We start from the raw sequence: 26,109 nt of genomic DNA, 5'->3' as shown, positions 1-26,109 counted from the left end.
ATAGCGTTGCTATGTCGGTGTTTTTTACCCCATGGGGACGTCATTCCCCGACTGGGGCATTGCGTCCTCACTTTTTAAGGAGACACGCAATGAGCAATCAATCCCGTACCCATTACCCACCCAAAACCCGCAATCTGCTGATGCCGATTGACGCCAACCAGGTCTATGGCCTTTCCGAGCAATCCTGGAAAGTGCTTACCGAAGTGACTTTCCCAACGGCTAAAACGCCCGAAGCCATCTTAATGGCGCTGGATTACTGCAAAGCTCGCAAGCTGGATATTTTCAAAAAGCCGGTGCATGTGGTGCCGATGTGGAGTGCCGCCTTGGGCCGTAATGTCGAAACCGTTTGGCCGTCCATTATGGAAATCCAGACCACAGCCTCGCGCACCGGGGTTTGGGCTGGAATGGATCGCCCCGTATGGGGACCCGATATCACCAAAACCTTTAGCGGTCGCTATAAGGACGACAACGACCAATGGCAAGAATCCAGTGTCACCGTGACGTTTCCCGAATGGGTTGCGGTAACCGTGTACCGGATTGTCAGCGGCAAGCGCTGTGCCTTCACCGAAGAAGTGTATTGGCAAGAAGCGTATAGCACCGCTGGCGGTAAAAACTCGCAAGTACCCACCGCTATGTGGATCAAACGGCCAAAAGGTCAGTTGGCCAAGTGCGGTAAAGCGGCTTCACTGCGTGCGGCCTTTCCTGAGGAATGTGGCTATGCCGCAGAGGAAATGGATGGCAAAAGCATCGACGACATCAATGATGGCAGTGTGATTAATGGCACAGCCAGTCGCGTTGACGAAGCAGTGTTTCGCGATGATGCGAATGTCGGCACTGTTGAGCCACCGCGGGTGATTGATCTATCGATGATTTCACCCAAGGTGCAAAAAGCGGTTAGTGAACTGGTCCGACGTACCGCGTTGGCTGGGGCCTGGAAAGCGGCTTACGACTATGCCAACAACAAGTTTGTCGGACTGGATTTGACCTTTGCCATTGCGGAATTGGACAAAGCCTCGACAGCGGCCATGGCAACGTCAACTGATGCCCAGCATCCGATTGACAGCACGGCCATACCGCCGATGTCCGATCCTGCTTCTGAAGCGCTCACCCAAGCACGGGAAACGCTCGGCACGCATCGCTAATCGTTTGATGTTTTAACCTTTAACTGCCAGCCACTCGCTGGTCATTTTCAACCCTACCAGGGCGCCTTGTATCGCCCTTGGGGTGATTGTCATGGCGCCTTTTTACTGAAGGAGATGTCATGAATGCTATTGATCAATCATCAAACCGCCTACCGTGTCATACCGACTGGCATCGTTACGATTCACCAACGGTATTACGCCGACATGGACGCAGTTACTTGGAGCGCAGCATAAATCCAGGCCATTCGGTGCATGAAATTCCTGTGCCTAGTCCGACTGAATTGCAAAGTTTGGTCGAAAGCTATGGCGGGCTTTATCTTGCTAATGTCGATCAGATTTTGCTGGTCTTTGCGGATTATCACTGGGCCAGGCGCTGTAATCATCAACTCGTTAGGCGCGGGTTATCGACACTGCACCTCGGTTGTCATATTCGCTTGCAGGAGCAGTCGTGATGAACATCATCAATGTCTCGCAGCGATCGGACGAATGGTGTGCTTGGCGAGCCCAAGGCGTCAGTGCCAGTGAGGCGGCGATTATTATGAATCGTTCGCCACACAAAACCCCTTGGCGCTTGTGGGCCGAAAAGGTCGGCCTCGTGCTCAAAGCTAACCTAGATAACAATCCGTTGATTCGGATCGGTATCGCGCAAGAACCTGAAGCCTTACAACGCTTCGAGGAACAGCACGATGTCATGCTACTACCACTTTGTGCAGAGTCCGAGCAGTTTCCACTGATGCGGGCGTCGTTTGATGGCTTATCGGACACAAACGAGCCGGTAGAAATCAAATGTCCGCATGAATCGACCTTTCTGGATGTCGTGCTCAACCGCGAACAATCCGAAGCCTATCAGCTTTACTGGTGCCAAGTGCAACAGCAAATACTGGTAGCAGAGGCTCAACGCGGCTTTTTGTTTTTCTACCATCAAGGTCAGGACGTGACGTTTGAGATCCAACGGGATGAGGTATTTCTCAGTCAGTTGGTCGATACCGCCATGGAATTCTGGGCAAAGGTCAAAAACCGCAAGGAACCTGACAAGCAACCGGAGCGGGATTTGTATTTACCGCAAGGTCTGTCTGAACAGCAATGGCAGCAACTGGCGGCGAACTATCGCAGCCATGCCACGAAAATCGACGACTTGAAAGCCCAGCTTAAAGCTTTGGAAGCCCATCAATCCGACATCGAGCAAAACCTGGTGTCGTTAATGGGTGAGTATCTGCTGGCTGAACATTCCGGATTACGGGTCAGTCGTTTTCAGAGCCAAGGCGCGATTGATTACAAAGCGGTGATGAAGGCGTTATTGCCGGATGTCACCGACGCTGTACTCGACCGCTACCGTAAATTGCCCACTCCAAGGGTGCGCATTACCTGTCGTGATGACAGCGGTCGGCTCGCGGAAGTGCCTTTTGATGCGGAAGTCTTAAAAGACATCGCAGGCGTGGATTACTGGTTCTGAGCTACGGGTTCAGTCTCGGCATAAACGCTGTTAATTAGTTTGTCAAACACTCTGGTTCGCCAGATATTCATTCCTACCCGACGGGGATACTGTTCCCGTCCGGGGATCGGTGTGCCCCTGCTTCGGGTAATAACCTCAAGCAAAGGAGTTCACTATGTATCAATCTTATTCGATTGCCGATACCTTCGGCATTACAGCCCCTGCTTCCATGAAAGTGGAAGGTTTCAAACCAGGCCAAAATGCTTATGTACCGGCGCAAAAGCCGTACGTGTTTCGCAAGGATCACTTGCGCGACGTGCTGGCATTTTTAGGCGCTCACAATGGCGACGGTTTATACCTGACCGGCCCTACCGGTTCCGGAAAAACCTCGTTGTTGGAGCAAGTCGCGGCGCGTCTCCATTGGGGCGTGCATCCGGTCACCGGTCACGGTCGATTGGAACTTAATGATCTGCTCGGCCAGTACATGCTGGTCGACGGCGGCGCGATGAAGTGGATCGATGGTCCGTTGACTCTGGCGGTACGCTTGGGTCATGTGCTGTTGATCAACGAAATCGATGCCATCGATCCTGCCGAGCTGATTGGCTTGAATGAAATTGTTGAAGGGAAACCTCTAACAATTCCGCAGACTGGCGATGTGATTACGCCGCACCCTAAATTCCGTTTGGTCGCCACCGGCAATAGTGCTGGTAGTGGCGATCAGTCGGGCTTGTACCAAGGTGTATTACGTCAGAACCTAGCCTTCTTAGACAGGTTTCGACTGATGGAAGTCGGCTACCCCGAACCCGAAGACGAAATGAAACTGCTGGCCGATGTGGTGCCGAGTATGCCGGAAACGGTACGCGAAAGCATGATCAAAGTCGCCAATCAGATTCGTAAAGTCTTTGTCGGCGGTGCCGATGGCGGCGGCATGTTATCGGTGACCTTATCCACGCGCGGTTTAGTGCGCTGGGCATCGTTGGTGGCCACCTTCAAAAGTGCGCCTAATGCCTTGGCCTATTCCCTGGATCGGGCCTTGACCTTTCGAGCTGAACCTGCTGAACGCGAAGCGATTCATCGCATCGCCAAGGATGTGTTTGGTGATGACTGGCAGGTCTAGTCATGGCCGCCTGGAATCTCTATCGTCATCGTAACCCTGACGGCAGTTCCAAAGACTGGGCAATCAGGGGTAATTCGGATGGATCAATAACGACGCGTTGGGGGAAAACGGCAGATCGATTGCCGGGCGTTAGCAACCGATACGGCGTTGAGCAACTCGACATCGAACGACAAAAGCAAGCCAAAGGCTATGTCTTGGTCGGCGCAGTTGAAATTGATGTGAACGGTAATGTGGTGTTTCCGGGCAAGACTCCGGCAACCCAGCCACAAAGACCTGAACCTGATGCAAATCCCGACCCCGAGCTACCTCCACCCGTCGATGCGCTGTATTGGACCATCGAATGTCGAGCGAAACAGGCCATTCGAGTGGAATTGGGTATCGAGGTCAGGCGACTGATCGGCGTTATTCAAACCTTGTCGGATCAACATGCTACGCCTGCACAAGACTGGGATGGCTGGCAACAATTGATTAATGCCACCCTCAATGCCGAAACCTTTGAACTGAACGGCCAGATTAAATCAGCGCATGGCATTCTGCCTTGGTTGTTTTTACTGGCATTGAAAGCAAAAGGCTTCAAAGGCGTGGACATCGATATTGCCACCGAAACCGCCCGAGACCTCTCGGTCGATCTGAAAGCTGAACAGGACGTGCTGACATTGTTTGGCACTGATCTGGACAGCATTCGCGACACCGCAGAAGTGTTAGGTCTGCTCAAACCCCGATTAAATCTGGCAGCGGCCATGTCCGACACGGACGACTGCTGGTTTTAACCGGTTTGGTATTTTCATTTAACCCGATAGGGGCACATCGGCCCCGGCGGGGATGGGTGTGCCTCTCATTTTAGGAGGTTCCTATGTCTAATGAAACACAAGTAATTTTAGACCGCGTGGTCTTGGTAAAAGTGGATGCCAATATTTACGGCGCCCGCAAGAAACTGAAAAAAGAAGACCTGGTGCTGGCCGATGGTAGCAAATTGCCGCCGGAGGACTTAGCCAGCCTGGGATCAAAACGTTTGCTCGATCCCGATAAGCTGACGGTATTTAACCGCCTGAAGAAAGAAGCCGAACGCATTTGTTTGCGCGTCGGCACCCGCTTTCTGGGTGGCTTTGCCGTGCCGGTTGAGTCCGCTGCCGGTATTACCGCAGAACTCGAGCGCATTGCGCTGGATTTTGCAGCAGCTAAAACCGAGTTTATTGCCGGTTACGATGCGGCGGTGACGGACTGGGTGGTTCGCCATCCGGAATTTGCCGGCATCATCGAGCAAGCCGTGGATTCGGTGGAGTTTGTCTCAACGCGATTGTCGTTTGATTTTCTGGTGGTCAGTGTCGGGTTACCCGAAAGCTTGCCACCGGCGGATGTTGCACGACTGGACAGCAAAATCGGCTCGCTCAGTGAGCAGATGTTCTACGAAATTTCCGTGGAAGCCAATCAACTCATCGAACAATCGCTGCTAGGTAAGGAGCAAGTGACGCGGAATGCGTTACGGCCGATTCGCCGCATGCGGGATAAACTCGATGGATTGGGCTTCCTGGATCATCGGGTCGCGCCGGTCGTCAGCACCATTGACGATCTACTGGCAAGAATTCCCAACAAAGGCGCCATTGAAGGCCCCATTTTGCAGGAGATTCTGGCCACAGCCATGCTGTTGTCCGATCCGGATAAAACCCGGCGGCACGGTGAAGGGCTGTTGGTTAATCAAACACCCGTTGTTGAAGAGACGGACGTTGATGAAATCGTCGAACACGCGGAGTTAGAGCCACCAACGGTACCAACAGCAACATTAGTCGCAACCGAACCAACACCTGTCATTGTTGAAACCGTTCCAGACAGCCACGATTTTACCGATCTGTTTGACGGCATCTTCGACGATGAACTCGAACCGGAATCTTCGGCCGACGACTGGGCGCTTGAGATCTTGCTGGAGAAAAGCCAGGCCAAACTGGAAACCGGTAACTTTGCAGATGAATCCAACCCGTCAGAGCATTCAGCACAACCTGAAACGGTGACTGAGGGAAGCGATGACGAGGCGAACGATTCTGACCAGGACTACTGGTTCTGAATGCACTGACACCCTTTTACACTTCACCCACTGGGGCAAATTCATGTCCCGCTGGGGTCATGGTTTGCCCTGACTTTTGGAGCACACCATGAAAAATAGAACATTACACAACGCATTCCCCATTGTTGCGGCCGCTATTGGCAATCGCTTTGGCGTCAAAGTCAGTGTCGGTGGCAATCAAGCCTATACCGATGGTCGATCGATTCAACTGCCGGCCTATGAGGGTGACGATCCCGATTATCAGGATGTCGCTTGGGGGTTGTTGGCACATGAAGCGGCGCATATTCGCTATTCGGATTTTACGCTGCGTTATGGCAGTTCGGTATTACGTCGACGCTTATGCAATGCAATTGAAGATGTCCGCATCGAGCACGAACTGGCCAAGGACTTTCCGGGTACTAAGCTAACGATACGCACCGTGATTGAAAAGATGATTGCCAAAGGCGACTTTGTTGCCAGCAATATCAATGATCATCCGGCCAATATTCTGTACAGCTTTGTCTTGAAGAGCCTGCGAGCCAGGGTGTTGGGTCAAGCGGCGTTATTGCCATTGGTCGAGCAAACCGAAGCGGTACTGAAAGCGAAGTTTCCGAAAGGTGCGGTAACGCGCCTGAAAGGCTTGTTGTCCGAAGTGCCGGATGACTTGCAATCGGAGAGTGATTGTTTGCAATTGACTGATCGCATCCTGACCATGATTGAGCAGGAATTCGAGCAACAACAGCAGCAGAACCAAGCACAGCCATCGGCGGATGAGGAAACCACGCCTGAACCGGATGATCCGAATCAGAATGCTGAATCAACCGATTCGGACGATTCGAATGGCTCTGATTCCCAGGATGAAATGGAGCCCGATGAACAGTTACCCACCGACACTGATGACGAATTGTCGTCAGAATCAGCGGGTAATGATGCGTCTGATCCAGAAAATCCTGACGATGAACCGGCAATGCTATCCGGCAGTTCGACATCCACCCCGCAAGGTGAAGATGAAGAAAACGCGGAGATTGCCGATCCGATGGGCGTATTGCAAACCCTGTTGTCCGCTGGTGACAGTGATATCGACCAAGAACTTTTCGAGTCGTTGAAATCGGCATTGTCGCTGGCGTCAGAAAATGTATCGGAATTGCTGATGCCCAGTGGCCTAGAGCCACCTATGGACGATCAGTCTGGTGCGTTTTTACTGCGCAAGGTGCAAGGCGAATCGGGAAAAATCCGCGCCGCGTTGCAAGGCCTGGTGCAATCGCAAACCTTAAACCGGTCGCAACATGCGTGTCGTGGACGGCGGATGGATGGCAAGCGTCTACACCGTTTACCACTCGGCGAAACCAAGTTGTTTCAGCGTAAGCAGACCAAAGCGGCACCCAATACGGCGATCCATTTGTTACTCGATAAATCCGAAAGCATGGGTTATCAGGTAACCGATAGCCAAGGCCAACCCATCGGATCGCGTATGCCGATTGCGTTGGAAGCCAGCTTGGCGCTTGCGTTGGCCTTTGAAGGCATTCCTGGGGTTAATCCCGGCGTCACGGCGTTTCCAGGCCATCACGATGATTCGGTTTTTCGTCTTCTCGAGCATGGCCAACGCGTGAATAGCCGAACCGGAGCCTTTCCGGTAGCAGCTACTGGCAGTACACCGATGACCGAAGCGATTTGGTTTGGTGCGGCGTCACTGCTGCGATGCCGGGAACCGCGCAAGGTGTTGATGGTGATGACCGATGGCCAACCCAACGATACCCTGAGCACGCTGGAACTGTTGCAGCGTTGCCGCGATAGTGGCATTGAAACGGTCGGCATAGGTTTAGGCTTGGATGTCAGTCATCTATTCCCGATGGCCATCACCATTAATGACCTTTCAGAGCTGAGAGCACAATTGTTCGAACTCTCGAAAGCGGTGTTGTTGGCGGCGTAATTCTTAGCCAGTCAATTATCCGTAGCCCAATCCTTAGGTATTAACCTGGCGATTGTGGCTATGGGTAGCTGATTACAACACGCAGTTTGTCGAATGCACTCACTTCCTGGAGCCCATTCGACAAACAGACATTTCATGCGTTCTTTCCAGAATGCTGAATCCGACTTCAGTCGGCGTTCCGTCTTTAGGCGGCGAGCACGTTAAACCGTGATCGTGTCGGGTGCGTTAAGCCCGATGTAAATCGCAGTGGTACTACCCTCTGCAAATCCTAAACCCGCTTCGGGCAACCATCGCCCGGCCGGGTGCTGTTCATTCGAAGTGTTTTCGTAAATTTTTAAAGGAGAACTTCAATGAACTTTATTTTCGGCATCATCTTATTGGCGATGTTCATCCTTGCCTTGCGAGTGATTTGGGCAACGGCGTTGCAACTGCTAAGCGCATTGAAACACGCCGCTCAAACGTTTCACCGTTATCGCGCGCAGCGTTTGGCGCGAAACCGGCTACCGGTGATTATGCCTCGTAGCAGAGAAGACTTGGACTGGTTGGCGATTTCGGATTCGGTGCGCCAGGAAATTCAGACGCGCAATCACGGTGTCAATCGAGAGGCGGTCCGACTGGAAGCACAATTACAGGCCAAGTTAAAAACCATCGAGATCTATGAGGCGGATATTCAAATCGCCAAACTGGAACGGGATTTGTTGAAAATCAAACCAATGATCGAAAGTCCCGAGCCTGAAGTCAAAAAAACTCGGCGCTCTAAAAAGCAGTCGGTTGCGGTTGCTGGTGTTGAGGCTCAGAAAGTTCCTCATCAGGTATCCCAACTTCGGGCAGCACTGAAAGGGAATGGTTTATCGACGCCAGTCAGTGAGTCTGTCCGCCATTGAATACCGCAAGCGTCGCGCCGTTTTGTGTCATCACGGTGCGTACCGGCCTGACCAAGTCAATCGTGGGTTCGTCTAAACGAAAGCGGTCCGGTAACAGCGATTGGAGATCCTCAAAGGTTTCCCGTCGCAATTGTCGGATATTGCTCAACAACTCCCAAGCTCGCTTCGGATCGTTGATGTTTTGCAAAACATCGGCTTCCGCGGCATCCAACTTGGTCAAAATTATTTTGCAAAGATTTAACGCATTCAGTCTGGGATCGAGTGGTATTGCCATCGATTTTCGTACTGGTTGCGTGCTCTCAGTCTGCTTAGGACTGAGGAAATCAAAAATGCGCAAAATATCGTCAAACATGGTTATTTCTCTGTTTTTTAGTGCGTTTTAGCCACCATATACCGATTTTTGTGCAAATTCAACCCCGATGTGTAAGTCGAATTTCGGCTTTATTCAGCGATTTTTACCTGCAGGAACCTCATCCTGCCGGGTGGTCGTTCCTGCGTTTTTTGGAGGACATGACCATGAAAACAATCAACCAACCCAGCGTTGGTGCAACCCCTGCCGAAATCAGCGCGGTTCGCTATCTGAATCAGTACCGCTGCCCTTACTGCCAGACCGAATGGGAGGATGAATGGGATTGCGCCTGTAACGATCGCTGCTCGGATTGCAATAAAGAGATCGAGCCTTATGAAAGCGCATTGATCGAGGGTGAGTCGGCGGAAACCGGAACACCAGTCGAAAGACCCGCTTCAGCCAATGTCACGGTGGCGGGTGTGAATCGATTCTTCGTAGTGTCCTACGAGATCGACTTTGTGCACCGCGTGTCGGTCGGTATCACCGCAGACAGTCCCAAATCGGCACAACAGATTGCCGAGCAGGCATTCAATGATGGCACGATTTGGGATGACACCGCTGCCATGCCGTTATTGTCCGATGACTATCATGAAGTGGAGGGTGAAAGCCTAGTCTGGGAATGCGTTGCCGTTGCACAGTTGCCGGAACCGGATTATTCGGTACAGCAATTGAAGAAAGAGCAAGCGGCCATGCGGGTTTGTCGGGGATTGGTTGAAGCCTATCTACAAGGCGAAGCCAGCGGCGGCAGTATCGATTGGGACGATTTGGATCAGCTGATTCCTGTGGCATTACAAGCTTTGGGAAAACCTGCTCTGGACATCCAATCCTGAAAAACGCGCGCGGTATTTATGTGCGCAATTTGTAAAAGCCTGAGTTAGCCAAGTCATTCGATTCGGCGCTCATTTTATCCACCCACACGGGAATGTCCTATTCCCGCTGGGGATGCGTGATGTTTCCGTTTTAATTGAGGACAACATCATGAAACAACTCTTTGAACATGCCTTCAGCACGGGTCATTGCATCCAGTATCAGCGTTTGCCATCCGGCACCTGTTACCACGCCGACACCCCAGAACCGGTGGTCGAATTGTTGGAACAGCTTCGCCATAGCCGACGCAAAATCCGGCTGTATTACGGCGACCCAGTTACCGGTCAATCGTGGCTTGATGAGTACGATGTCATTGGATGGATCGGCCGCTCGACCGGCACGATTAAAGTGCCTCTGTTGATCGAACCGGGTGACATCGGTGGTCCGGCATTGTTGGATCATTGCATCGTCCGTATCGACAGTCCGCGCCAGGTGCTTTACCAACACGATGATTTTCGGGTTGGCGAGGTGGAACTGGTTAGAGGTGAGCTCAAACGCTTGCCCTGGGAAATCTGGATCGACGGCAGCGTGCATGCCCGGTTCAAAGCAAAAACCGAAGCCCGGCACTACCAGGACTTCATTCAAGGTATGCGGTTCGCGTTGATCTGACGCGCCGCTATTTTTGACACTCGGTTTAGCCGAGTTTTTTCACTATACCCCTGAGGGATGATTCTATCCCGCCAGGGATAAATCGGTCGTCAGGGGTCTCATCGGAGATCACCATGATAGACAATCATCAATATTATCCAACGCCTGAAGCTTTGAGCATCAAGGCTTGGGAAACCTTCAAGAACCGGCAGTTCGTTCGGATATTGGAGCCCTCTGCAGGCGAAGGACATTTATTAAAACCTCGACCTTACAACCGCTGGCAGCAAATTCCAGTCGATTGCATTGAAATCGATATCAGTAAACACCCGATCTTGCGTTCGCTTGGGTTTTCGGTGGTGGGTATGGATTTTATGCAGTTTAAAAGCGGCAGTCTGTATTCCCATGTGTTGATGAATCCCCCGTTCGCCGACGGCGCACAGCATGTGCTGAAGGCTTGGGAGATTTTATTCGACGGTGAGATCGTAGCCATACTCAATGCTGAAACCTTGAAAAATCCGTTTTCCAAGGAACGAAAGCATTTGCTCCGATTGATTGAGCAGTTTGGCGAAGTGGAATACTTGTCGGAAATGTTTGCCGGTCAGGGTGCCGAGCGCAAAACGGATGTGGAAATCGCGCTGATCTGGCTGAAGAAAACCTCAACGTTCGAAGAAGAGCTGTTAGGCAACATCCTCGATGACTTACGTCGCGATCAAGTGAGCGCTGAGAGTTTGGCCGGCGATGGCCAGCCCATCCATGAACTGGCGTTAGCCAATGCCTTTATCGACAATGCGGTGCTGATGTTCAATGCCGCCGTCGAAGCGGCCCGGCAATCGGCATTTAGTGAAGCGCGCGCCATGCGCTATCGCAAAATGCTGGGGCAAACGCTCGGTGAATTGAATAGCGATGCGGCGATCAAATCCACGCAGTCGACGCTGGATTGGGTGAAGAATCAGCTTTATACCGATTACAGCGACCTGAAAGATCGTGCCTGGTCTGGTATTTTGCGTTCCACGCAAGTCACCTCGCGGTTATCGTCGGCGGCGCAAAAACGGCTGGAGTCGGATTTCGAGACGATTAAGTCACTGGAATTCACCGTACCGAATATCTACGGTTTTTTACAAGGCATCATCGATCAGCAAGGCGATATTCAGCTAAGCATGGTCTGCGATGTGTTCGACCTGATCACCCGCTACCACAGTGACAACACGGTGTTTTATATGGGCTGGAAGTCCAACGATAAGCATCGCTCACTGGGCATGCGCATCAAAACCACCCGTTTTGTCATTCCGGGTCATGCCACCGAATCGTATCAAAACGATTTGTCGTGGGAGTCTCAACGGATGCTGGCGGATTTTGACAAAGTGTTTGCGATGCTGGATGGCAAGTATGAAGCGGCTGTAGGGCTGGAATCGGTTTTCCGAAATCACTTCCATGCCCTGCGAACCGGGCAAAGGATTAGCAGCAGCTATTTTGATGTTCGCTACTATCCGGGCGTTGGCACGATTCATTTCTTCCCCAGCAATAAAACGCTGATTGATCGGATGAATCTTCTGGTTGGCAATCATCGCCGTTGGCTACCGCCGGCGGAAACCAAAGCAGGAACCGGTTTTTGGCAGCAGTTCGACCAAGCGGAAAAACTTGATAAAGCATTCCGTACCGAAGTCAGTAAACACGGTAAACGGGATGGCCGGCATGTTCACTTTGATCCATTTTGGGCAGTCAAATACGGCGGTGAATCGGAACGTGAGCGTGGCAATGCCATGCTGACCCAAGCGATGAGCACTGTACTGGCAAATCATGGCATCGATCCCGACAGCTTGTTGGATAGCGATCAAGGCTGTGTCCGGCAATTGGATTGGGATAGCCTGCCTGATAGCCAGTTGGCTTTAGCTTCTTAGCCAACGCACAAAACCTAAGGTAAGACTTTTACCTAACCACTGGCCTAGCCAGTATCACCCGCCTCGGGGAGATGAACGACTGTCCCCAAGGGGTTAGTCTGTTTCATGTCCTCGAGGCTTTTTTATACCCGGAGATAACACATGAACACACAAACCAGCGAAGTCGCGATGAAAGTCAACCAAGCCAATTTGGTCAAAAGCCTGCGCTTCAGCTTCACCAACAAGACCACGGTGCTCGGCGAGCTCATTCAAAATGCGCGCCGGGCCAATGCGGCCATGGTAGTGATTAGCTTTTGTCCTGAAACCAAAACCCTTCAAATTTTGGATGATGGCTGCGGCATTGAATTGATGGCAACATTACTGACAGTAGCCGAATCCGGCTGGGATGCAGACGTGGTTGCCCATGAGCATCCGTTCGGAATAGGCTTCTTGTCGGCACTGTTTGCCTGTCGGCACATCAGCGTCACTAGCAAAAGTGGTTCGATTGACGTCGAAACCGACCACATTTTGGCATTTAAGCCGGTGACGATCACGCCAGTCCAAGACTGGAACGGCATCACTAGCATTACCTTGCAGGATGTGGAGTTGGAAATGGGTCAAATTGCCACCACGCTGAAACGCTTGGTGCGCGGTTTCCCGATTCCAGTGCTGTTCAACGATCAATTGCTTAAACGTTCATGCGCGCTGGATGGTGGATTAGGGTTTATTGACACCGAGATTGGTGCGATGTATCTGCATGGCATGGACCAACCCAATGGGGCGCAGTATGAGTTCGATGTTTATCTGCAAGGTTTGCCGATTTACACCTCGCACAGCTATACCTCGTATCGCCATATCATCCATCTGGATTCCTCCCGTTTTCACGCCCGCTTACCGGATCGTGACAAGCTGGTCGATGAAGCGGATGTCATCAAACGGGTTAAAGCCGTTCTGGCACAAACCATCGAACAACGGTTTATTCAGATGAAAGCCATTCTGTCTGCCGAAGCGTTTGTGGGCTTTTATGAAATGCTGAGGCATTGGGAGCTGTTGAGGTTACTCAACGACGTGCCTGTCGTGCCACCTGAAGCCTTACGCGAAATCATTGCCTATCCGGTTTGCGATACCGAAGTTTTTGATAACTTTGAGCAGCGACCGGAAAAAGCCATGTCCCGTGCAGAAATTATGGCCCGCGGCATCGTCTCGATTGATGATGACATCAAACAGGACGGTGCCGGGCGTTATTTGTTTGCCTGGAACCGTGATTATTTGCTGTACCAAGGCACGCTGGATAAAGACCATTGGCTTCATTCACTGGTTCGGCATCTCAATGATGAAGAGCTGGTGATTGAAACGGTCAATGAAAGCCATCAGGCCCAATTTCAAGGTGATTGGTGTTGGGTCTGCGTGCGTTTTTGCGATGCTTACCGAATCCGGCTTGGGCAGGATGTTATTGAAATCAGGGATGAGGCTTGCTACCAAGGCCAGGAAAACGCCGATGACATCATTGTGCCCAAAGGCGATTGCTCGGCTCAGGTATTGCAACAAATGGCCAGCTTCAGAAGCGAATACGATGAATTTCAGGAATCGACCTTTGAAAGCGATTCGGATGCCTTCCTCGCCTTTGTGGTGGCCAATACCGCTAGTGATCCAGCCAATGCTATGCAACGCTTGTTGCCGGATTTTTGCGGTTGTCCTGCGCTGTATGGTAAAGCCTTCGTGGTGGAGTTGGATCAGCAAGGCAAACCGGCATCGGTGATAGCGTATCCGGTTCAATCCGGTCAAACGCAAACACTCGAAGCAGGCATGGCTAGTTAAGTCTCTTTCAATACAAGAGCGCGTTATCCAGTCGGATAATTGCGCTCATTTTCATTACCGAAAATGAGAACAAGCTACTGGTTCTATGTCCACCCTAAAAGGGCTGATATGCACCTTCGAAATGCTATCTATCTACCAGTAACCGCCCGCAACGCGTGATTCGATCGAAACTAAACACATGTTCTCTCGGGCTTTCATAACATCGCCCCACCAATCTGCGCAGGTAATCCGGTTCGCCTTTTTCGAGATAAATAGTGGCGCCACAAATTGGGCATGCGGCCGAATAACGGACTAACCGAACCACTCTTAAATCCCCGTCTCGTAGCAGTTCGAACTGCGCAGACTGTTCATAAAAATTTGTGAAGAGTTCATGGGCTACGACAATTCGATCATCCAACAATAACACCCAAGGCTTGATGATAGAGACCCAGGAACCATAGGGAATCGCGAAAATACTAATCAGTAATGTCAAATCTTGCGTTGTCACCGGCCTGGGCACGGATAACGATAACCATCCAGCATAGGCAATTAACAACGCGAATCCAGCTATGATTGCGAGCCAGCCCAATATAACCCAGACATGCCATTGTCTTAATTCGATTTGTCCACGCCGAAATAACCAACTCGCGATCCAACTGGGCTTGACTTCACCTAGTTCAGTCATTTGATAGCAGGCTTTCAATTCGGCTGCATGGTTGCCGTCTATCCGATCGTTCTCAATCGCTTGGTCTTCTTCCGTAATTTCCGGGATCGGTTCCGCCTTGATATAGAACGTCGTGTGTCGTCCAGGGCCTCCCTTTGTGCTTTTGCGATCTGGCTTTGGATAGCGAGGCAATCCACGCTTACGGGCAAACTCGATGATTTGGGGCTCGCGGGTTTCGCAATATTTCTTCAATGAACCCGGCCAGTCTATCCATTTTTTAGGTTCGGCACTTTCTAAGGTTTCATCAACAGCGGCGACGATTTCTTCGGCAGTGAAACGTCGCTTCGACTCTTCGAATTCAGCTTTCTTTAACGATTCCTGGGCTAACGCGCGCAATATGCGGTGGCCTTTTTCATCGCTTGGCTCGCTACCCAACCAATCGATCAAGCATTGAATTACCTCGCGCATAAACCACCCCAAACCAGGTAACCGGCAGTTGCGGTCTGGTTAGCGAATAGCCGATTCATAACAATGTCCTCCATAACAAATTCGGGATGAGCGATATAAAAATGATTTTGGAATGCACTTATTCAGGTCAAACACCAATTGAGGCGCCACTTGTTGTATGCAAAGCCTCTGATAAGCAGAACGAGATTAGAAGAATTTCAGAATCATTCAATCCATCAGGGCGAACAAATAGCCTGGCGTTATCAAAGTGGCCATCCATCACACGCCGAAAGAGGCATCACCAACTCAATAGGACAATTATTTTCAACAAAGCCAAATCATATCTATCGGGGGTTCCGGAGCTTTGTGACCCAAAACAGGTCACTTTGCGGCCGGGACATTTGCGCGTTGCCTGCCTAGCATATCGACAACAGTCGTTAATCAACTCAGAGGCGTTTATGTCAACACTGGATGAAGATCTTGCCCGGTTAAATTTCGAATATCTCATGCTAGCCAGGGAATGCGCACGCAGTAATCCGGCGGAAACAGCCTGGCGCTTTGGCATTGATCGGGGAGGCATAGACCATCTTGCCGGCATGACACAGGAGCAACTTCGTGAACACGCCGATAGCAGTCGCGCTGTGATTCGGTTATTGCCGGTGTTTACCCCGAGCAACTTGCCGATGGTTGCCTATTTGGATCTTCTCCAACCTTGCATCAGTGACACATCAAATGAACCCAATACCATTTAACAACAGGTCTCGCATAGGCACAGACTTGCTGCTGGCGGAAAGACTAATCCAACTCGGCGCCCGTCCGCCAATTGTTAGCCAGCTCTGCCGTTTAACCAGAAAACAAAGCATCGCATTTTTTAAAGAAGTACAAGGGCAATCGCCCAAACAAGGCATGCTGCCCCATGATCACCAATGGGCCATCCGCTCGGCGTTCAACAACATTCATGCCTCGCTATTTTTAAGCATGATTGAAGACATTCGGCAGCGGCTTTCTACCCCGAGCCTGAATGCAACCTTACTGGTTACGGCCTATGAGATATACAGCAATGTCGCTTCCAGAATTTTAGCCAATCGGCAATATATCCAACCACGCTACAGCCAACATTATCCGTTAGATATAAACCGCGCTTGGTATTTATTCAGCCTGCTCTCGGCGGGTGATTTGGTATTCATTCTTTGCGAGCGTTGCCGCGCCCGTTATCTGGGCATGATTCACTCTGATGCCACATTTAGTCAATGTCCTATCTGCGATGTGTGGACTGATCGCTCAGGTCGGCGACGCTGGGTTTCCGCAAAATCAAACAAACTCACATTGAACAAATCAAGCGCTCGTTAGAAACGATCCATCAGCTACTAAGGAGAAGTCGCATGCATATTGCGGTCATTACAGCCACTGATTCCCAAATACCTCAGCCTATTCATGGCAAAAAACTCGCCCGACTCGCGCGTGAGTGCTTTGCCAATCAGCAAATATTGACCATTGATTTTAAGGATATCAAAGCTATTACCCAGGGTTTCTTTCAGGAATTATTTTTCCCTCTGATTACTGAGTTTGGCGCCGATTTTTTGAAATCGAAATTCATGGTCATTAACCTGAGTGACGTCAATGAAAAGCAGATGCAGTCTGCTTTCAAAAACTTGGACGACTATTTCGACAAACTTTCAGTGATCAATCATCAAGGGTGCGACGAAGAGATTTACACCATGAATCAAACTTGGCTGATCAAGGCCAGAGAAATCGCGCGAGAAAATCCAGTATTGACGGAATTAGTGTTGGGAATTACGGATGACGCCATGCGAACAGCTCTCGGTCATTTGTCTTTGGAGGACATTCAGTTCATCGCTCGATCCAATTGGCTTTGCTTTACTCCACGGTTTTCCAGTCAGTTCCTGATGAATATCAATAAAGAGCAGCCACCGATAGTGGAAGCCATGCTCGGTTTAACCTGCTCGATTTGCTGAGAGGGCGGTCTATGCTGAAAAAATATCAACAGCAAACGTTAGCAATTGAACTACTGAAGCGCCATGCCAAGGTAAAAATCGTGCATCAAGTGACAGGCATTCCGATCAAGCCATTACGACACACTTATCGACAATTGCATGGACGTTCGCCCAGCCGAGGTTCAATCAAGTTTTCAACGCGCGGGTTAACTGGAAGTAGACGTAAATATAAAGATGTGACGATATTTGCGGTTTGCTATCGGGTGGCCGTGAGCAAATCGGCCGATGACCAAATTCAAACATTGATAACCGCCTTTGATGCCTACAAATATTCCTACCCATTTGGAAATCTCGATTTTTCAGCGGCATGGGTCGTGTCTCAAGACATCAAGGATAAAAAAGTGCAGGTTTCAACGTGCCCACATTGTCGTGCCTGGGTACTGTTGAACGCAAGAGAAGACCTTACTGAACGCTGCGGCGTATGTAACAACACTTTGCAATCAGGTATCCAGTGAACATTGAATCCGACCAAAATACTACGGCAAAAGAAAAAGAATTCCTGAAAATTAACGACATGATCAAAAAATTAGGTGTGACTCGGACCCAATTTTGGCGAATGAGGAAAGCTGGTGATGTTCCTCCACCGGTAATTCGAAATCCACAAATGTGGCTTGCAAGCCAGATCAAAGAGTTTTATGAAAGGAGGGTAAAAAAAGAAGATGTCGGAACACTTTGATGCCTTACAACTGCATTCAAACCTTATTTGTCGTTTGGTGCCGTATATTTTTCGATCAAGCACGAAATTTTTTTCGGATTTGAGTGAAAAACAAAGTGACCATAAAAGTGACCACGCAATAAAAAAGGGCTTAGACATTTCTGCCTAAGCCCTTGATTTATTTGGCTCCCCCGGACGGGCTCGAACCGCCGACCTAGTGATTAACAGTCACCCGCTCTACCGACTGAGCTACAGGGGATTAATATCTTTCAACTTCTCAATAATGGCGCGCCCGGAGAGATTCGAACTCCCGACCGCTCGGTTCGTAGCCGAGTACTCTATCCAGCTGAGCTACGGGCGCTTAATTGAGCCGCCTATTATTATTTTTTTTTAACTCCGTGTCAAACTTTATTTTCTTGTTGCTACTTAATAATGGCGGAGAGAGAGGGATTCGAACCCTCGATGCGCTTTTGGCACATACTCCCTTAGCAGGGGAGCGCCTTCGGCCTCTCGGCCATCTCTCCTATAACTGCATCAACCTTCAACGCTTCCCGCTTCGGATTGTTCTTTTTTAATTCTTTCGTAAATTTCTTCTCTGTGAACCGAGATGTCTTTGGGCGCATTAACCCCAATTCTTACTTGGTTACCTTTTACCCCGAGAACCGTAACAGTCACATCGTCACCAATCATCAAGGTCTCTCCCACTCTACGAGTCAAGATAAGCATACTATCTCCCTACATTGTTAATGCGCTTTTTACTGCCACATACTCGAATCGACAATTATATTGTTTTTCCCAGAAAATGGAAGAAAAATATATTAGCGCTTTTATATTATCCTTGCGTTCAAACCGGAAAATTACCGCTAGTTAACCAAAGCTATCATTGCCCGGACTGACCGACACGGCACACACTCAGACTGCGGGACTATCTTAATCCAAACTGAAGACTTTGTCCGATACCTTTGCAAAACGGAGCGAACCACATGCCCATACCCCGAAACACGATAAAGCGATTACCACACTTGTTAGCCGCGGCCCTGTCGCTAACCACACCCTGCGTGATTGCAAAAAACGCAAAGCACGATCGCGAGCACGCCCCCAAAACCATACAACACCAACCCGACGAGGACCTGTTAAACGATAGCGAACGCGAAGCCAAACCATATCAACACTACCGATTTAGCGATGCCGATCGCCAAAGCATCCGAGAATACTACGAACAACAATACCGTAGCGCCGATTGCCCTCCCGGCCTAAAGAAAAAGCGCAATGGCTGCCTGCCTCCAGGACAGGCGAAAAAGTGGGCAATCGGCCGCCCTTTACCTAGAGACGTAGTCTATTACGAAGTACCGCCAAACCTGATGGACCCTTCGGCGGCGGGTTACAGATTGGTTCGCGTGGCGTCCGATATTCTGATGATTGCAATCGGCAGCGGCATCGTGGTGGATGCCATCACCGATTTAAACCGAATGCGTTAAGACGCGCTTACCGGCCAGTTCGAGCACCTAATAACCGTACCCCAAATCGCGAATCTTCTTTAACTCGCCGTCTTCGAACTCCAGCAGCTTTTGGAATTTTCGCCGGCCGAAATTATAAGTCCATTCTTCGATCAACACTTCTTCGAATTGGTCGATCTCGAGCGCACCGTAGGGATGGCGCAAGCGGCTACCGCGTATCGCCCGACGCTGCTCCACCGCATCGGGCTCGCCACACTTGTCCAATACTTCCGACTTGTAATCGCCGACTTGAACCAAGCGGTGTCCGCAACGCATCGCCCAGACATCGCCGGCAGCCAGCAGAGCCAGCACGGCGAAAAAAATAAGCTTGATATGCACGCGACGCCCTACTGTTAAGGATTGACGGCGTAACTTTGCGAATAACCGCTACCTTTGCTGCAGACATTGCGGCTGGTCGGAGATTCGCAGGAAATATCGGTAAATTCGGCCTTCAATTCTCCCGCCTTGTCCGGGACGAAATAAAACCGGAAATTGGGGTCCGCGCTGATGGCGATGTCTATCTTGGCGTTTAGTACCGGTTTATTGTTGAACGTGACTTTCAATTGGTCGATGAAATGCGACTTCCGGATAAAACGCGTCATCTGGTCCATCTGCATCCCGGTCAAATTGGGATGGCTGATCATCAATTGGGTCTGCGCCGGCTGGCCGGCTTGGAAGCCGTCGTCGATTCTGAACTTGACCTTACCTAAGCGCTTCATCGCCTCGTCGAGGTCTGCGCCTATCGGTGCGGAGCAACCGCCGCTGGCTTTGACGAATTTTTTGGTCATGGTCAATTTGCCGTCGTTGGTTTCGGCGATGGCCCGGATATTACTATAAGTGTTCACCCGTATCCGCATCGCCAAGTCGGCCTTGCCGCTTTCCGGAAAAAACTCGAATTCGCCGACGAACGGAAACGGGTTCTTATCGACGAATAACCAGATTTTACGGATGTATTTGTCTTTATTCTGTGGAAATTTGCTGATCACCTTGACCGGCACAATCGCCGGATCCTCCGCCCGGTAAGGCGCATCCAATTCGATAACGGCGTTGTTCTCCTCGATCGTTTTGCCGGAGAAAAACTGGCTTTTCAAAACCGTACTCCAGGTTTCATCGTCGCCTTCTGCACGAGCGCCGGGCGCGGTCAGCACCATCGCCACGCTCAAACACACTATCTGTACAAACTTATGCATGTATCAATCTCCCGATAGATTTAATCTTCCCATTCCAACTCGGCGAATGCCGTCGTCACGTTCTTGCGATGGAACTGCTCGAATAACTGCCAGCGGTTTTTAGCGGTTAGGCCGACCTGCTCCACCGCCTGCTCCAAGGTCTTACCCTGCTTGACCATGGCGCGGATCTCGGTAGCCAGCTCCGACAAATAGGCTTTCTCCGGCAACATTGCCGCCGGCCAGTCTTTAACCAGACGCCCATGCCCCGGAATCACCAGCTTATAGTTAATTTTCTGCAGTTTCTCCAATTCGGCGAGCCAACCCTTGATGCTGCCGTCGATGACCGGGATGTGTTCCAGAAACAATAAATCCGCCAACCAAAGCGTGTCGGTCGTTTTATCGTAAACGCTCAAATCGTTATCGGTGTGGGCACTGGGATGAGCCGTCAACAGCAATTCTCGATTCCCCAAATTCAACGTCATGGTCTGCTTGACTTGCAAATCCGGCGGCACGATATTGTCCTGGTTGACGTGAATGTCCAACAGTTCGGCGGCCCGGCTCAAGTAATGGTCGCCGCGGGCGGCCATGGCCCGAGCCAGTTTATGGTGGCCGACGAATTGCACCCCCGCCTCTTTAAAAGCCCGATTACCGTATATATGATCGGGATGCACGTGGGTATTGATGACATAACACACCGGTTTTACCGTGGCTTGCTTGATCGCATTGCGCAAGGCGATGCCCTGCTGCGGACTGCCGCCGCTGTCGATCACCGCGACGCAACGATCGCCGACAATGAAACCGATGTTGGCGATTTCGCCATGGTTTTCGCGGTCCGGCCAGTGATGTTCCGATAGATGCAGATAAATGCCGGGAGCTACTTGCTCCACTTTCAACAAAGGCGCAGCGTGAGTCGCAAAACTCAACGCCATTCCGCAAATAAGCTCAAACCACCTCATACCGCGAGCTCCTGACCGGCCAGCCGCTTAAAAAACTCGGTTTCGGAAATAATATCGCGGTTGGTTTCCACTCGATCCAAGTAAACCAAGCCTTGTAAATGGTCAAACTCGTGTTGGAACACCCGAGCCGGAAAATCGGCCAACGTCAACCGGCGAGGCAATCCTGATTCGTCGCAGAACTCCACGGCAACCGCGCGGTAACGCGGCACCAAGGCTCTGACGCCGGGCACACTCAAACAGCCCTCCCAATCTTTGACCATCGTGGTGTCCACCACGTCGAAACTCGGATTAACCATTATCACCGGCGCCATTTCCGGCGCCAGCGGATAGCGGGCAGTCGGTCGCGAGGCCACGATGACAACTCGCTTGGACTCGCCCAATTGCGGCGCGGCAATGCCGACACCGCTGGCGGCCAGCATGGCACTTCGCATATTTTCGATAAGTTCGTGGAACTCGGGGGTGTTAAAGTCGTCAACTGGCGCGGCCTGTTGACGCAACACTTCGGCCCCCAACTGTTGTATTGGTCTGTTTTCAGTCATAACTGCGACGAATATGGTCTCGGCATCCGATGGATCAGCAATTTTACCGGCCCAAGTATACTGCTGTTAACGGCAATCCACTCGTCTTTACTTTGCAGGGCTTTTTTGTGATATTACCGAAGAGCCCGAGCCGTAAGGTCGAGTTTCCGGCTAACAGCCATCCAATAAAGACAAGCTTTACCACTGGAGATACTATGAAAAAATTAAGCAAAACCCCGTTAGCCGTAGCGATGGGCGCCAGTTTACTGCCCACTCTGGCCGGCGGCATTGCGCAAGCCGACAGCAACCCGTTTGCGTTGTCAGAATTGAGTTCGGGTTATATGGTGACTGCCGAAGCCAAACCTGAAGCCGGCGCCGACAAGATGAAAGACGGCGCCTGCGGCGAAGGCAAATGCGGCGCGGCGATGATGAAAAAAAGCACTGACACTAAAGCCGCGACCGAAGGCAAATGCGCCGGTAACAAACCTGCACCTGCCGCCGACAAAGCGGCGGAAGGCAAAAAAATGGAAGGAAACTGCGGCGCCAACATGAAATAAGCGCCGGCGGCGCCGGTCTGTTCTCGCCGGCGCCTTAATCGTTCAAACCGAAAAACTTTCTCCGCAGCCGCAGGTCGCTTTGACGTTTGGATTGCTGAATTTGAAGGCTTCATTGAAACCTTCCTTAGCATAATCCAACTGAATACCGGCCAATTTGTCCAAATCTGCCTGCTTCACCAGCACTTTTACCTCGTGTTGGTCGAACACCACGTCATCGGCCTCGGCCTGGTCGGCGTAATCCAGTACATAAGCGTAACCGGAACAACCCGACGCTTTGACTCCCAAGCGTAAGCCCACGCCCGAACCGCGCTTTTGCAATTGTTTTTGAATCTGCCTTGCGGCGCTCTCTGTCACGATAATGCTCATTGAATTAAATCTCCTGATGTCTTTCCAGCGAGGCGTTCAACACCTCGACAAAGCGATCGATCTCGGTTTCGGTATTATCCTTGCCCAAACTGACACGTATCGCCGATTTGGCCAAATCGGGCGCTATGCCCATGGCCGCCAAAACCGGGCTGATTTCGCCGGACGCCGCCGAACAGGCCGAGCCGCTGGATACGGCAATATTGTGCTGATCCAATTGCATCAACAGCATTTCGCCATTTAGTCCGGCCACCCCGAATTGCACGGTGTTCGGCAATCGCTCCGCCGCTTCGGCGAAAATCACCAAACCCGGTATCGTCTTTAAACGCTGTTCCAGCCGCTGCCGCAACTTCGCCAGCTTGGCCGAACGTGCATCCATCTCCGCTTTCGCCAACTCAGCCGCCTTGCCAAAACCGACGATGGCCGCGACATTTTCGGTACCAGCCCGCCAACCGTATTCCTGGTCGCCGCCGCGCTGCAGCGGACTGAGATTGAAATCTTCGGCGACGACCAGAGCCCCGCAACCTTTGGGCCCATAGATTTTGTGACTGGACACCGATAACAGGGCGACGCCAAGCTGCCTGAACGATAACGGCACTTTACCCAACACCTGCACTGCATCGGTATGGACGTTGACGCCGAAACCGCTCAGCCGCTGCACCGCCTCGGCAACCGGCTGCACGGCTCCGGTTTCGTTATTGGCCAGCATCAATGCCAGAAAATCACCCAGCTGCCAATCCAAACCCAACAAACTCTCGACTGAGACCTGACCATTGCTAGCGACAGCCACGCGGCGTAAGTCGCAATACGCCGACCTGTTGGCTGCGGCATTCTCGAATACCGACGGATGCTCTATCGCCGAAATCGTCAAGCGCCTGCCGCGGGCACTGGTCAAAGCCAGGGCATTGGCTTCGGTACCGCCACTGGTAAACACAATGCGCTCTGCGGGTGCATCGAGCAGTGCAGCCAATTGCTCTCTGGCGGTATCGACCGCAGTGCGGGCAAAACGCCCGAGCTTATAAAGACTGGAGGGATTGCCGTAAATGGCACCCAAATAAGGCGCCATGGCCTCCACCACGCGCTCGTCACACCGCGTAGTGGCGTTGTGATCGAAATAGATCATTAAGCGCTACGTTTTTCCTGGCGTGTCTGCAATTCGATGACGTGCTCGATTTGCCGGCCCTGGCGTTTGGCAACGTCGCTGACGAATTCACGTTCCAACAACTGCCCCAGACTGATTTCTTTCAAATAGGCCCTAATCTGTTCGCTCAGTCCCATCCACAAGTCGTGGGTCAAACACGGCTGGTCGTTGTGGCAATTGGCTTTGCCGCCGCACTTGGTCGAATCGACCGGCTCGTCGACGGCTTCGATGATATCGGCAATATTGATGTCGCGGGCGCCGCGGCTCAGTGTGTAACCGCCGCCCGGGCCTCTAACCCCTTTGACCATACCGGCTTTACGCAAGCGGGCGAACAATTGTTCCAGGTAGGACAGCGAAATGGTTTGCCGAGTCGCAATGTCGGTCAACGTGACTGGATTGGACTGGCTGTGGTAAGCCAAATCCAACATCGCAGTAACCGCGTAACGCCCTTTTGTCGTGAGCCGCATGCCAAACCCCTTAATAAACTAATGAAAATGAAGGCGACTATAAATAAACCCACTAAATTGGTCAAGTATTTGTCTGCAAGACGGTTTGTAGCTTTGCTTAAGCCCCGACCGCACTGTCGGGCAAGGTGATTGGGACTAGGGTTGATCCTTGATTTCGCAATCGTCCAGCTTCGGCACTTGATGGCGGCGGCAATCGATACCGGCGTCGCTCAAGACTTTCTGCATTTCATCCAACTGCTGGTCCAGATGGTGGATATGATCCAACATCAAATTGATGGCATTGGCAATCGGGTCCGGCATGTCGGCGGTCGCGCCGTAAGCATCGAAACCGATTTTTTGCGCCATCGCATCGCGCCGCGCCTTATCCTGCCTGGTCTTGGCATCGACGATATGCGCCGGAATACCGACCACCGTGACGCCGGGCGGCACCGGTTTCACCACCACCGAGTTAGACCCGACCCTGGCGCCGTCGCCGATTTCGATCGGCCCCAACACCTTGGCGCCAGCCCCGATCACAACGCCGTTGCCCAAGGTCGGGTGGCGCTTGCCTTTGTCCCAACTGGTGCCGCCCAGCGTGACGCTGTGGTACAACGTGCAATCGTCGCCGATGACCGCGGTTTCGCCGATGACGACGCCCATGCCGTGGTCGATGAAAAAGCGGCGGCCGATCTCCGCACCGGGGTGAATTTCGATTCCGGTCAACCAGCGGCCAAGGAAGGAAACGTAGCGCGCCGCCCAGCGAAAACCGCGCAACCACAAAGCATGACTGAGACGGTGAATCAATACCGCATGAAAACCGGGATAGGTAGTGACGACTTCGAACACCGATTGAGCGGCGGGATCGCGCGCGAACACGCATTGGATATCTTCTTTTAGTCGAGAGAACATATGCCTACTTGGTGTTATGGTTTTGCGAGAACCGCAGAATACCCCGCAGGATATCCAGCTCCTTGGTATCCAGCTGAGTCCGGTTGAAAATCCGACGCAGTCGCCGCATGATCGACCGAGAACGTTCGGGATGCAAGAAACCAATATCGGCCATGGTCTGCTCCAGATGTTCGTAGAACGCTTCCATTTGCGCCGCCGTTGCCAGAGGCTCTTCGCCGCGGTCGCCGATCGTACTGGCGGATGACTGCCCCGAGGCCAAAAACAGCTCGTAAGATACTACTTGCACCGCCGCCGCCAGATTCAACGAACTGTATTCCGGATTGCATGGAATTCGCAGAAGGTAATGGCATAAATCCAGTTCGTGGTTTTTCAAGCCGGAATTTTCCCGGCCGAACACCAAAGCGATATTCGGCCGCGCAACGTCACCGGCTACAGCCCAGGTTTCGGCGGCCTCGCGCGCGGTCACGCTAGGCCAACTGATGGTTCTGTCCCTGGCACTGGCACCCAGGACAATCTGGCAATCGGCCAAAGCATCCGCCAGCGAGCTGAAACAACCGGCATGGCGCAACACATCGTCGGCTCCGGAAGCCCTGGCCGTGGCGTCGGCATGGGGAAAGTATTTGGGCGAGACCAATCGCAACTGGTCCATACCCATATTTTTCATGGCGCGCGCTACGGCGCCGATGTTGCCGGGGTGGGAAGTCTCCACCAAAACCACTTTGAAATTAGACAGCAATGCCCACCTGCCGCGG

Annotated in this window: 31 protein-coding genes and 3 tRNA genes; 19 read left to right on the top strand and 15 right to left on the bottom strand. The window is 51.7% G+C overall.

Annotation, left to right across the window (positions count from 1 at the left end; translation table 11 throughout):
• Nucleotides 1–89: 89 nt before the first annotated feature.
• The 8 genes from bet to PL263_RS19985 all read left to right on the top strand — a co-directional run bounded on the left by bet (nt 90) and on the right by PL263_RS19985 (nt 8,543).
• Complete coding sequence (bet, locus tag PL263_RS20020; RefSeq protein WP_278211024.1) at nt 90–1,142, top strand: phage recombination protein Bet; 1,053 nt, start codon at nt 90–92, stop codon at nt 1,140–1,142.
• A 119-nt stretch (nt 1,143–1,261) separates the two neighbouring features.
• Nucleotides 1,262–1,594: a hypothetical protein gene (locus PL263_RS20015; protein WP_278211023.1), complete on the top strand. Its 333-nt coding sequence runs from the start codon at nt 1,262–1,264 to the stop codon at nt 1,592–1,594.
• The gene (locus PL263_RS20010) at nt 1,594–2,595 is read left to right on the top strand and encodes a lambda-exonuclease family protein (protein WP_278211022.1); all 1,002 of its coding nucleotides are present in this window, start codon (nt 1,594–1,596) and stop codon (nt 2,593–2,595) included. Before PL263_RS20015 ends, PL263_RS20010 begins: the two co-directional genes overlap by 1 nt.
• A gap of 154 nt (nt 2,596–2,749) precedes the next feature.
• Nucleotides 2,750–3,691: a MoxR family ATPase gene (locus tag PL263_RS20005; RefSeq protein ID WP_278211021.1), complete on the top strand. Its 942-nt coding sequence runs from the start codon at nt 2,750–2,752 to the stop codon at nt 3,689–3,691.
• 2 nt (nt 3,692–3,693) lie between these two features.
• The gene (locus tag PL263_RS20000; RefSeq protein WP_278211020.1) at nt 3,694–4,461 is read left to right on the top strand and encodes a hypothetical protein; all 768 of its coding nucleotides are present in this window, start codon (nt 3,694–3,696) and stop codon (nt 4,459–4,461) included.
• A gap of 83 nt (nt 4,462–4,544) precedes the next feature.
• Nucleotides 4,545–5,750, top strand: a complete 1,206-nt coding sequence (locus PL263_RS19995) for a DUF3150 domain-containing protein (protein WP_278211019.1) — start codon at nt 4,545–4,547, stop codon at nt 5,748–5,750.
• Between the two features lie 88 nt (nt 5,751–5,838).
• A complete protein-coding gene (locus PL263_RS19990) occupies nt 5,839–7,659 on the top strand; it encodes a VWA domain-containing protein (protein WP_278211018.1) in 1,821 nt (606 codons plus the stop codon).
• Between the two features lie 350 nt (nt 7,660–8,009).
• Complete coding sequence (locus tag PL263_RS19985) at nt 8,010–8,543, top strand: hypothetical protein (RefSeq protein WP_278211017.1); 534 nt, start codon at nt 8,010–8,012, stop codon at nt 8,541–8,543.
• Here the strand turns inward: PL263_RS19985 and PL263_RS19980 are convergent.
• Nucleotides 8,521–8,895, bottom strand: coding sequence for a hypothetical protein (locus tag PL263_RS19980; RefSeq protein WP_278211016.1), 375 nt, complete (start codon nt 8,893–8,895; stop codon nt 8,521–8,523). The two genes, PL263_RS19985 and PL263_RS19980, sit on opposite strands and share 23 nt — an antisense overlap.
• A 164-nt stretch (nt 8,896–9,059) precedes the next feature.
• Between PL263_RS19980 and PL263_RS19975 the strand changes: the two genes are divergently transcribed.
• The 4 genes from PL263_RS19975 to PL263_RS19960 all read left to right on the top strand — a co-directional run bounded on the left by PL263_RS19975 (nt 9,060) and on the right by PL263_RS19960 (nt 14,042).
• Nucleotides 9,060–9,722, top strand: coding sequence for a hypothetical protein (locus tag PL263_RS19975; RefSeq protein WP_278211015.1), 663 nt, complete (start codon nt 9,060–9,062; stop codon nt 9,720–9,722).
• A gap of 148 nt (nt 9,723–9,870) precedes the next feature.
• Nucleotides 9,871–10,368: a hypothetical protein gene (locus PL263_RS19970; protein ID WP_278211014.1), complete on the top strand. Its 498-nt coding sequence runs from the start codon at nt 9,871–9,873 to the stop codon at nt 10,366–10,368.
• A gap of 113 nt (nt 10,369–10,481) precedes the next feature.
• A complete protein-coding gene (locus PL263_RS19965) occupies nt 10,482–12,245 on the top strand; it encodes a DUF4942 domain-containing protein (protein WP_278211013.1) in 1,764 nt (587 codons plus the stop codon).
• Between the two features lie 141 nt (nt 12,246–12,386).
• A complete protein-coding gene (locus PL263_RS19960) occupies nt 12,387–14,042 on the top strand; it encodes an ATP-binding protein (RefSeq protein WP_278211012.1) in 1,656 nt (551 codons plus the stop codon).
• Nucleotides 14,043–14,166: 124 nt separating this feature from the next.
• On the opposite strand, the gene PL263_RS19955 is transcribed toward PL263_RS19960, so the two are convergent.
• On the bottom strand, nt 14,167–15,153 hold the full coding sequence (locus tag PL263_RS19955) for a hypothetical protein (RefSeq protein WP_278211011.1): 987 nt from the start codon (nt 15,151–15,153) through the stop codon (nt 14,167–14,169).
• 86 nt (nt 15,154–15,239) lie between these two features.
• Between PL263_RS19955 and PL263_RS19950 the strand changes: the two genes are divergently transcribed.
• The 5 genes from PL263_RS19950 to PL263_RS19930 are packed head-to-tail and all read left to right on the top strand — an operon-like array spanning nt 15,240 to nt 17,823.
• Nucleotides 15,240–15,884, top strand: coding sequence for a flagellar transcriptional regulator FlhD (locus PL263_RS19950; RefSeq protein ID WP_278211010.1), 645 nt, complete (start codon nt 15,240–15,242; stop codon nt 15,882–15,884).
• A gap of 25 nt (nt 15,885–15,909) precedes the next feature.
• Nucleotides 15,910–16,482 (top strand): FlhC family transcriptional regulator, encoded by a 573-nt coding sequence (locus PL263_RS19945; protein ID WP_278211009.1) that lies wholly within the window; start codon nt 15,910–15,912, stop codon nt 16,480–16,482.
• 32 nt (nt 16,483–16,514) lie between these two features.
• Nucleotides 16,515–17,108 carry an STAS-like domain-containing protein gene (locus tag PL263_RS19940; RefSeq protein ID WP_278211008.1) on the top strand — a complete coding sequence of 198 codons (594 nt, stop codon included), beginning with the start codon at nt 16,515–16,517 and terminating at the stop codon, nt 17,106–17,108.
• Between the two features lie 11 nt (nt 17,109–17,119).
• Entirely contained in the window at nt 17,120–17,602 is a 483-nt protein-coding gene (locus tag PL263_RS19935; RefSeq protein WP_278211007.1) for a FlhC family transcriptional regulator, read from the top strand.
• Nucleotides 17,599–17,823 (top strand): hypothetical protein, encoded by a 225-nt coding sequence (locus PL263_RS19930; RefSeq protein WP_278211006.1) that lies wholly within the window; start codon nt 17,599–17,601, stop codon nt 17,821–17,823. Before PL263_RS19935 ends, PL263_RS19930 begins: the two co-directional genes overlap by 4 nt.
• Before the next feature lie 162 nt (nt 17,824–17,985).
• On the opposite strand, the gene PL263_RS19925 is transcribed toward PL263_RS19930, so the two are convergent.
• From PL263_RS19925 to csrA, 4 genes are all read right to left on the bottom strand, one after another.
• Nucleotides 17,986–18,061: transfer RNA gene (locus PL263_RS19925), tRNA-Asn, on the bottom strand.
• 25 nt (nt 18,062–18,086) lie between these two features.
• Nucleotides 18,087–18,163: transfer RNA gene (locus PL263_RS19920), tRNA-Arg, on the bottom strand.
• A 72-nt stretch (nt 18,164–18,235) separates the two neighbouring features.
• Nucleotides 18,236–18,326, bottom strand: a tRNA-Ser gene (locus tag PL263_RS19915).
• 10 nt (nt 18,327–18,336) lie between these two features.
• Nucleotides 18,337–18,528, bottom strand: coding sequence for a carbon storage regulator CsrA (csrA, locus tag PL263_RS19910; RefSeq protein WP_054758195.1), 192 nt, complete (start codon nt 18,526–18,528; stop codon nt 18,337–18,339).
• Nucleotides 18,529–18,785: 257 nt separating this feature from the next.
• On the opposite strand from csrA, the gene PL263_RS19905 reads away from it, so the two are divergent.
• Nucleotides 18,786–19,280: a hypothetical protein gene (locus PL263_RS19905; protein WP_278211005.1), complete on the top strand. Its 495-nt coding sequence runs from the start codon at nt 18,786–18,788 to the stop codon at nt 19,278–19,280.
• Between the two features lie 27 nt (nt 19,281–19,307).
• Here the strand turns inward: PL263_RS19905 and PL263_RS19900 are convergent, their stop codons facing one another.
• From PL263_RS19900 to def, 4 genes are read right to left on the bottom strand one after another with little or no spacing between them, the layout of a single operon-like run.
• Nucleotides 19,308–19,637 (bottom strand): DUF2845 domain-containing protein, encoded by a 330-nt coding sequence (locus PL263_RS19900; RefSeq protein ID WP_278211004.1) that lies wholly within the window; start codon nt 19,635–19,637, stop codon nt 19,308–19,310.
• Nucleotides 19,638–19,651: 14 nt separating this feature from the next.
• Nucleotides 19,652–20,488, bottom strand: a complete 837-nt coding sequence (locus PL263_RS19895) for a quinoprotein dehydrogenase-associated SoxYZ-like carrier (protein WP_278211003.1) — start codon at nt 20,486–20,488, stop codon at nt 19,652–19,654.
• Nucleotides 20,489–20,508: 20 nt separating this feature from the next.
• The gene (locus tag PL263_RS19890; RefSeq protein WP_278212898.1) at nt 20,509–21,396 is read right to left on the bottom strand and encodes a quinoprotein relay system zinc metallohydrolase 2; all 888 of its coding nucleotides are present in this window, start codon (nt 21,394–21,396) and stop codon (nt 20,509–20,511) included.
• A gap of 23 nt (nt 21,397–21,419) precedes the next feature.
• On the bottom strand, nt 21,420–21,962 hold the full coding sequence (gene def, locus PL263_RS19885; protein WP_278211002.1) for a peptide deformylase: 543 nt from the start codon (nt 21,960–21,962) through the stop codon (nt 21,420–21,422).
• A gap of 194 nt (nt 21,963–22,156) precedes the next feature.
• On the opposite strand from def, the gene PL263_RS19880 reads away from it, so the two are divergent.
• The gene (locus PL263_RS19880) at nt 22,157–22,498 is read left to right on the top strand and encodes a hypothetical protein (RefSeq protein WP_140910950.1); all 342 of its coding nucleotides are present in this window, start codon (nt 22,157–22,159) and stop codon (nt 22,496–22,498) included.
• 42 nt (nt 22,499–22,540) lie between these two features.
• Here PL263_RS19880 and PL263_RS19875 read toward each other — a convergent pair whose 3' ends face one another.
• From PL263_RS19875 to PL263_RS19855, 5 genes are all read right to left on the bottom strand, one after another.
• Nucleotides 22,541–22,864, bottom strand: coding sequence for an iron-sulfur cluster assembly accessory protein (locus PL263_RS19875; protein ID WP_278211001.1), 324 nt, complete (start codon nt 22,862–22,864; stop codon nt 22,541–22,543).
• A 4-nt stretch (nt 22,865–22,868) separates the two neighbouring features.
• The gene (locus PL263_RS19870; RefSeq protein ID WP_278211000.1) at nt 22,869–23,984 is read right to left on the bottom strand and encodes a cysteine desulfurase family protein; all 1,116 of its coding nucleotides are present in this window, start codon (nt 23,982–23,984) and stop codon (nt 22,869–22,871) included.
• Nucleotides 23,984–24,469: a Fe-S cluster assembly transcriptional regulator IscR gene (iscR, locus tag PL263_RS19865; protein WP_140910947.1), complete on the bottom strand. Its 486-nt coding sequence runs from the start codon at nt 24,467–24,469 to the stop codon at nt 23,984–23,986. Before iscR ends, PL263_RS19870 begins: the two co-directional genes overlap by 1 nt.
• Before the next feature lie 135 nt (nt 24,470–24,604).
• Complete coding sequence (gene cysE, locus PL263_RS19860) at nt 24,605–25,357, bottom strand: serine O-acetyltransferase (protein WP_140910946.1); 753 nt, start codon at nt 25,355–25,357, stop codon at nt 24,605–24,607.
• 4 nt (nt 25,358–25,361) lie between these two features.
• The gene (locus tag PL263_RS19855; RefSeq protein ID WP_278210999.1) at nt 25,362–26,093 is read right to left on the bottom strand and encodes an RNA methyltransferase; all 732 of its coding nucleotides are present in this window, start codon (nt 26,091–26,093) and stop codon (nt 25,362–25,364) included.
• Nucleotides 26,094–26,109: the final 16 nt, after the last annotated feature.

This window comes from Methylomonas sp. EFPC3 (assembly GCF_029643245.1).
Taxonomy (GTDB): Bacteria; Pseudomonadota; Gammaproteobacteria; order Methylococcales; family Methylomonadaceae; genus Methylomonas; species Methylomonas koyamae_B.
This window is presented reverse-complemented; position numbering and strand designations above follow the sequence as displayed.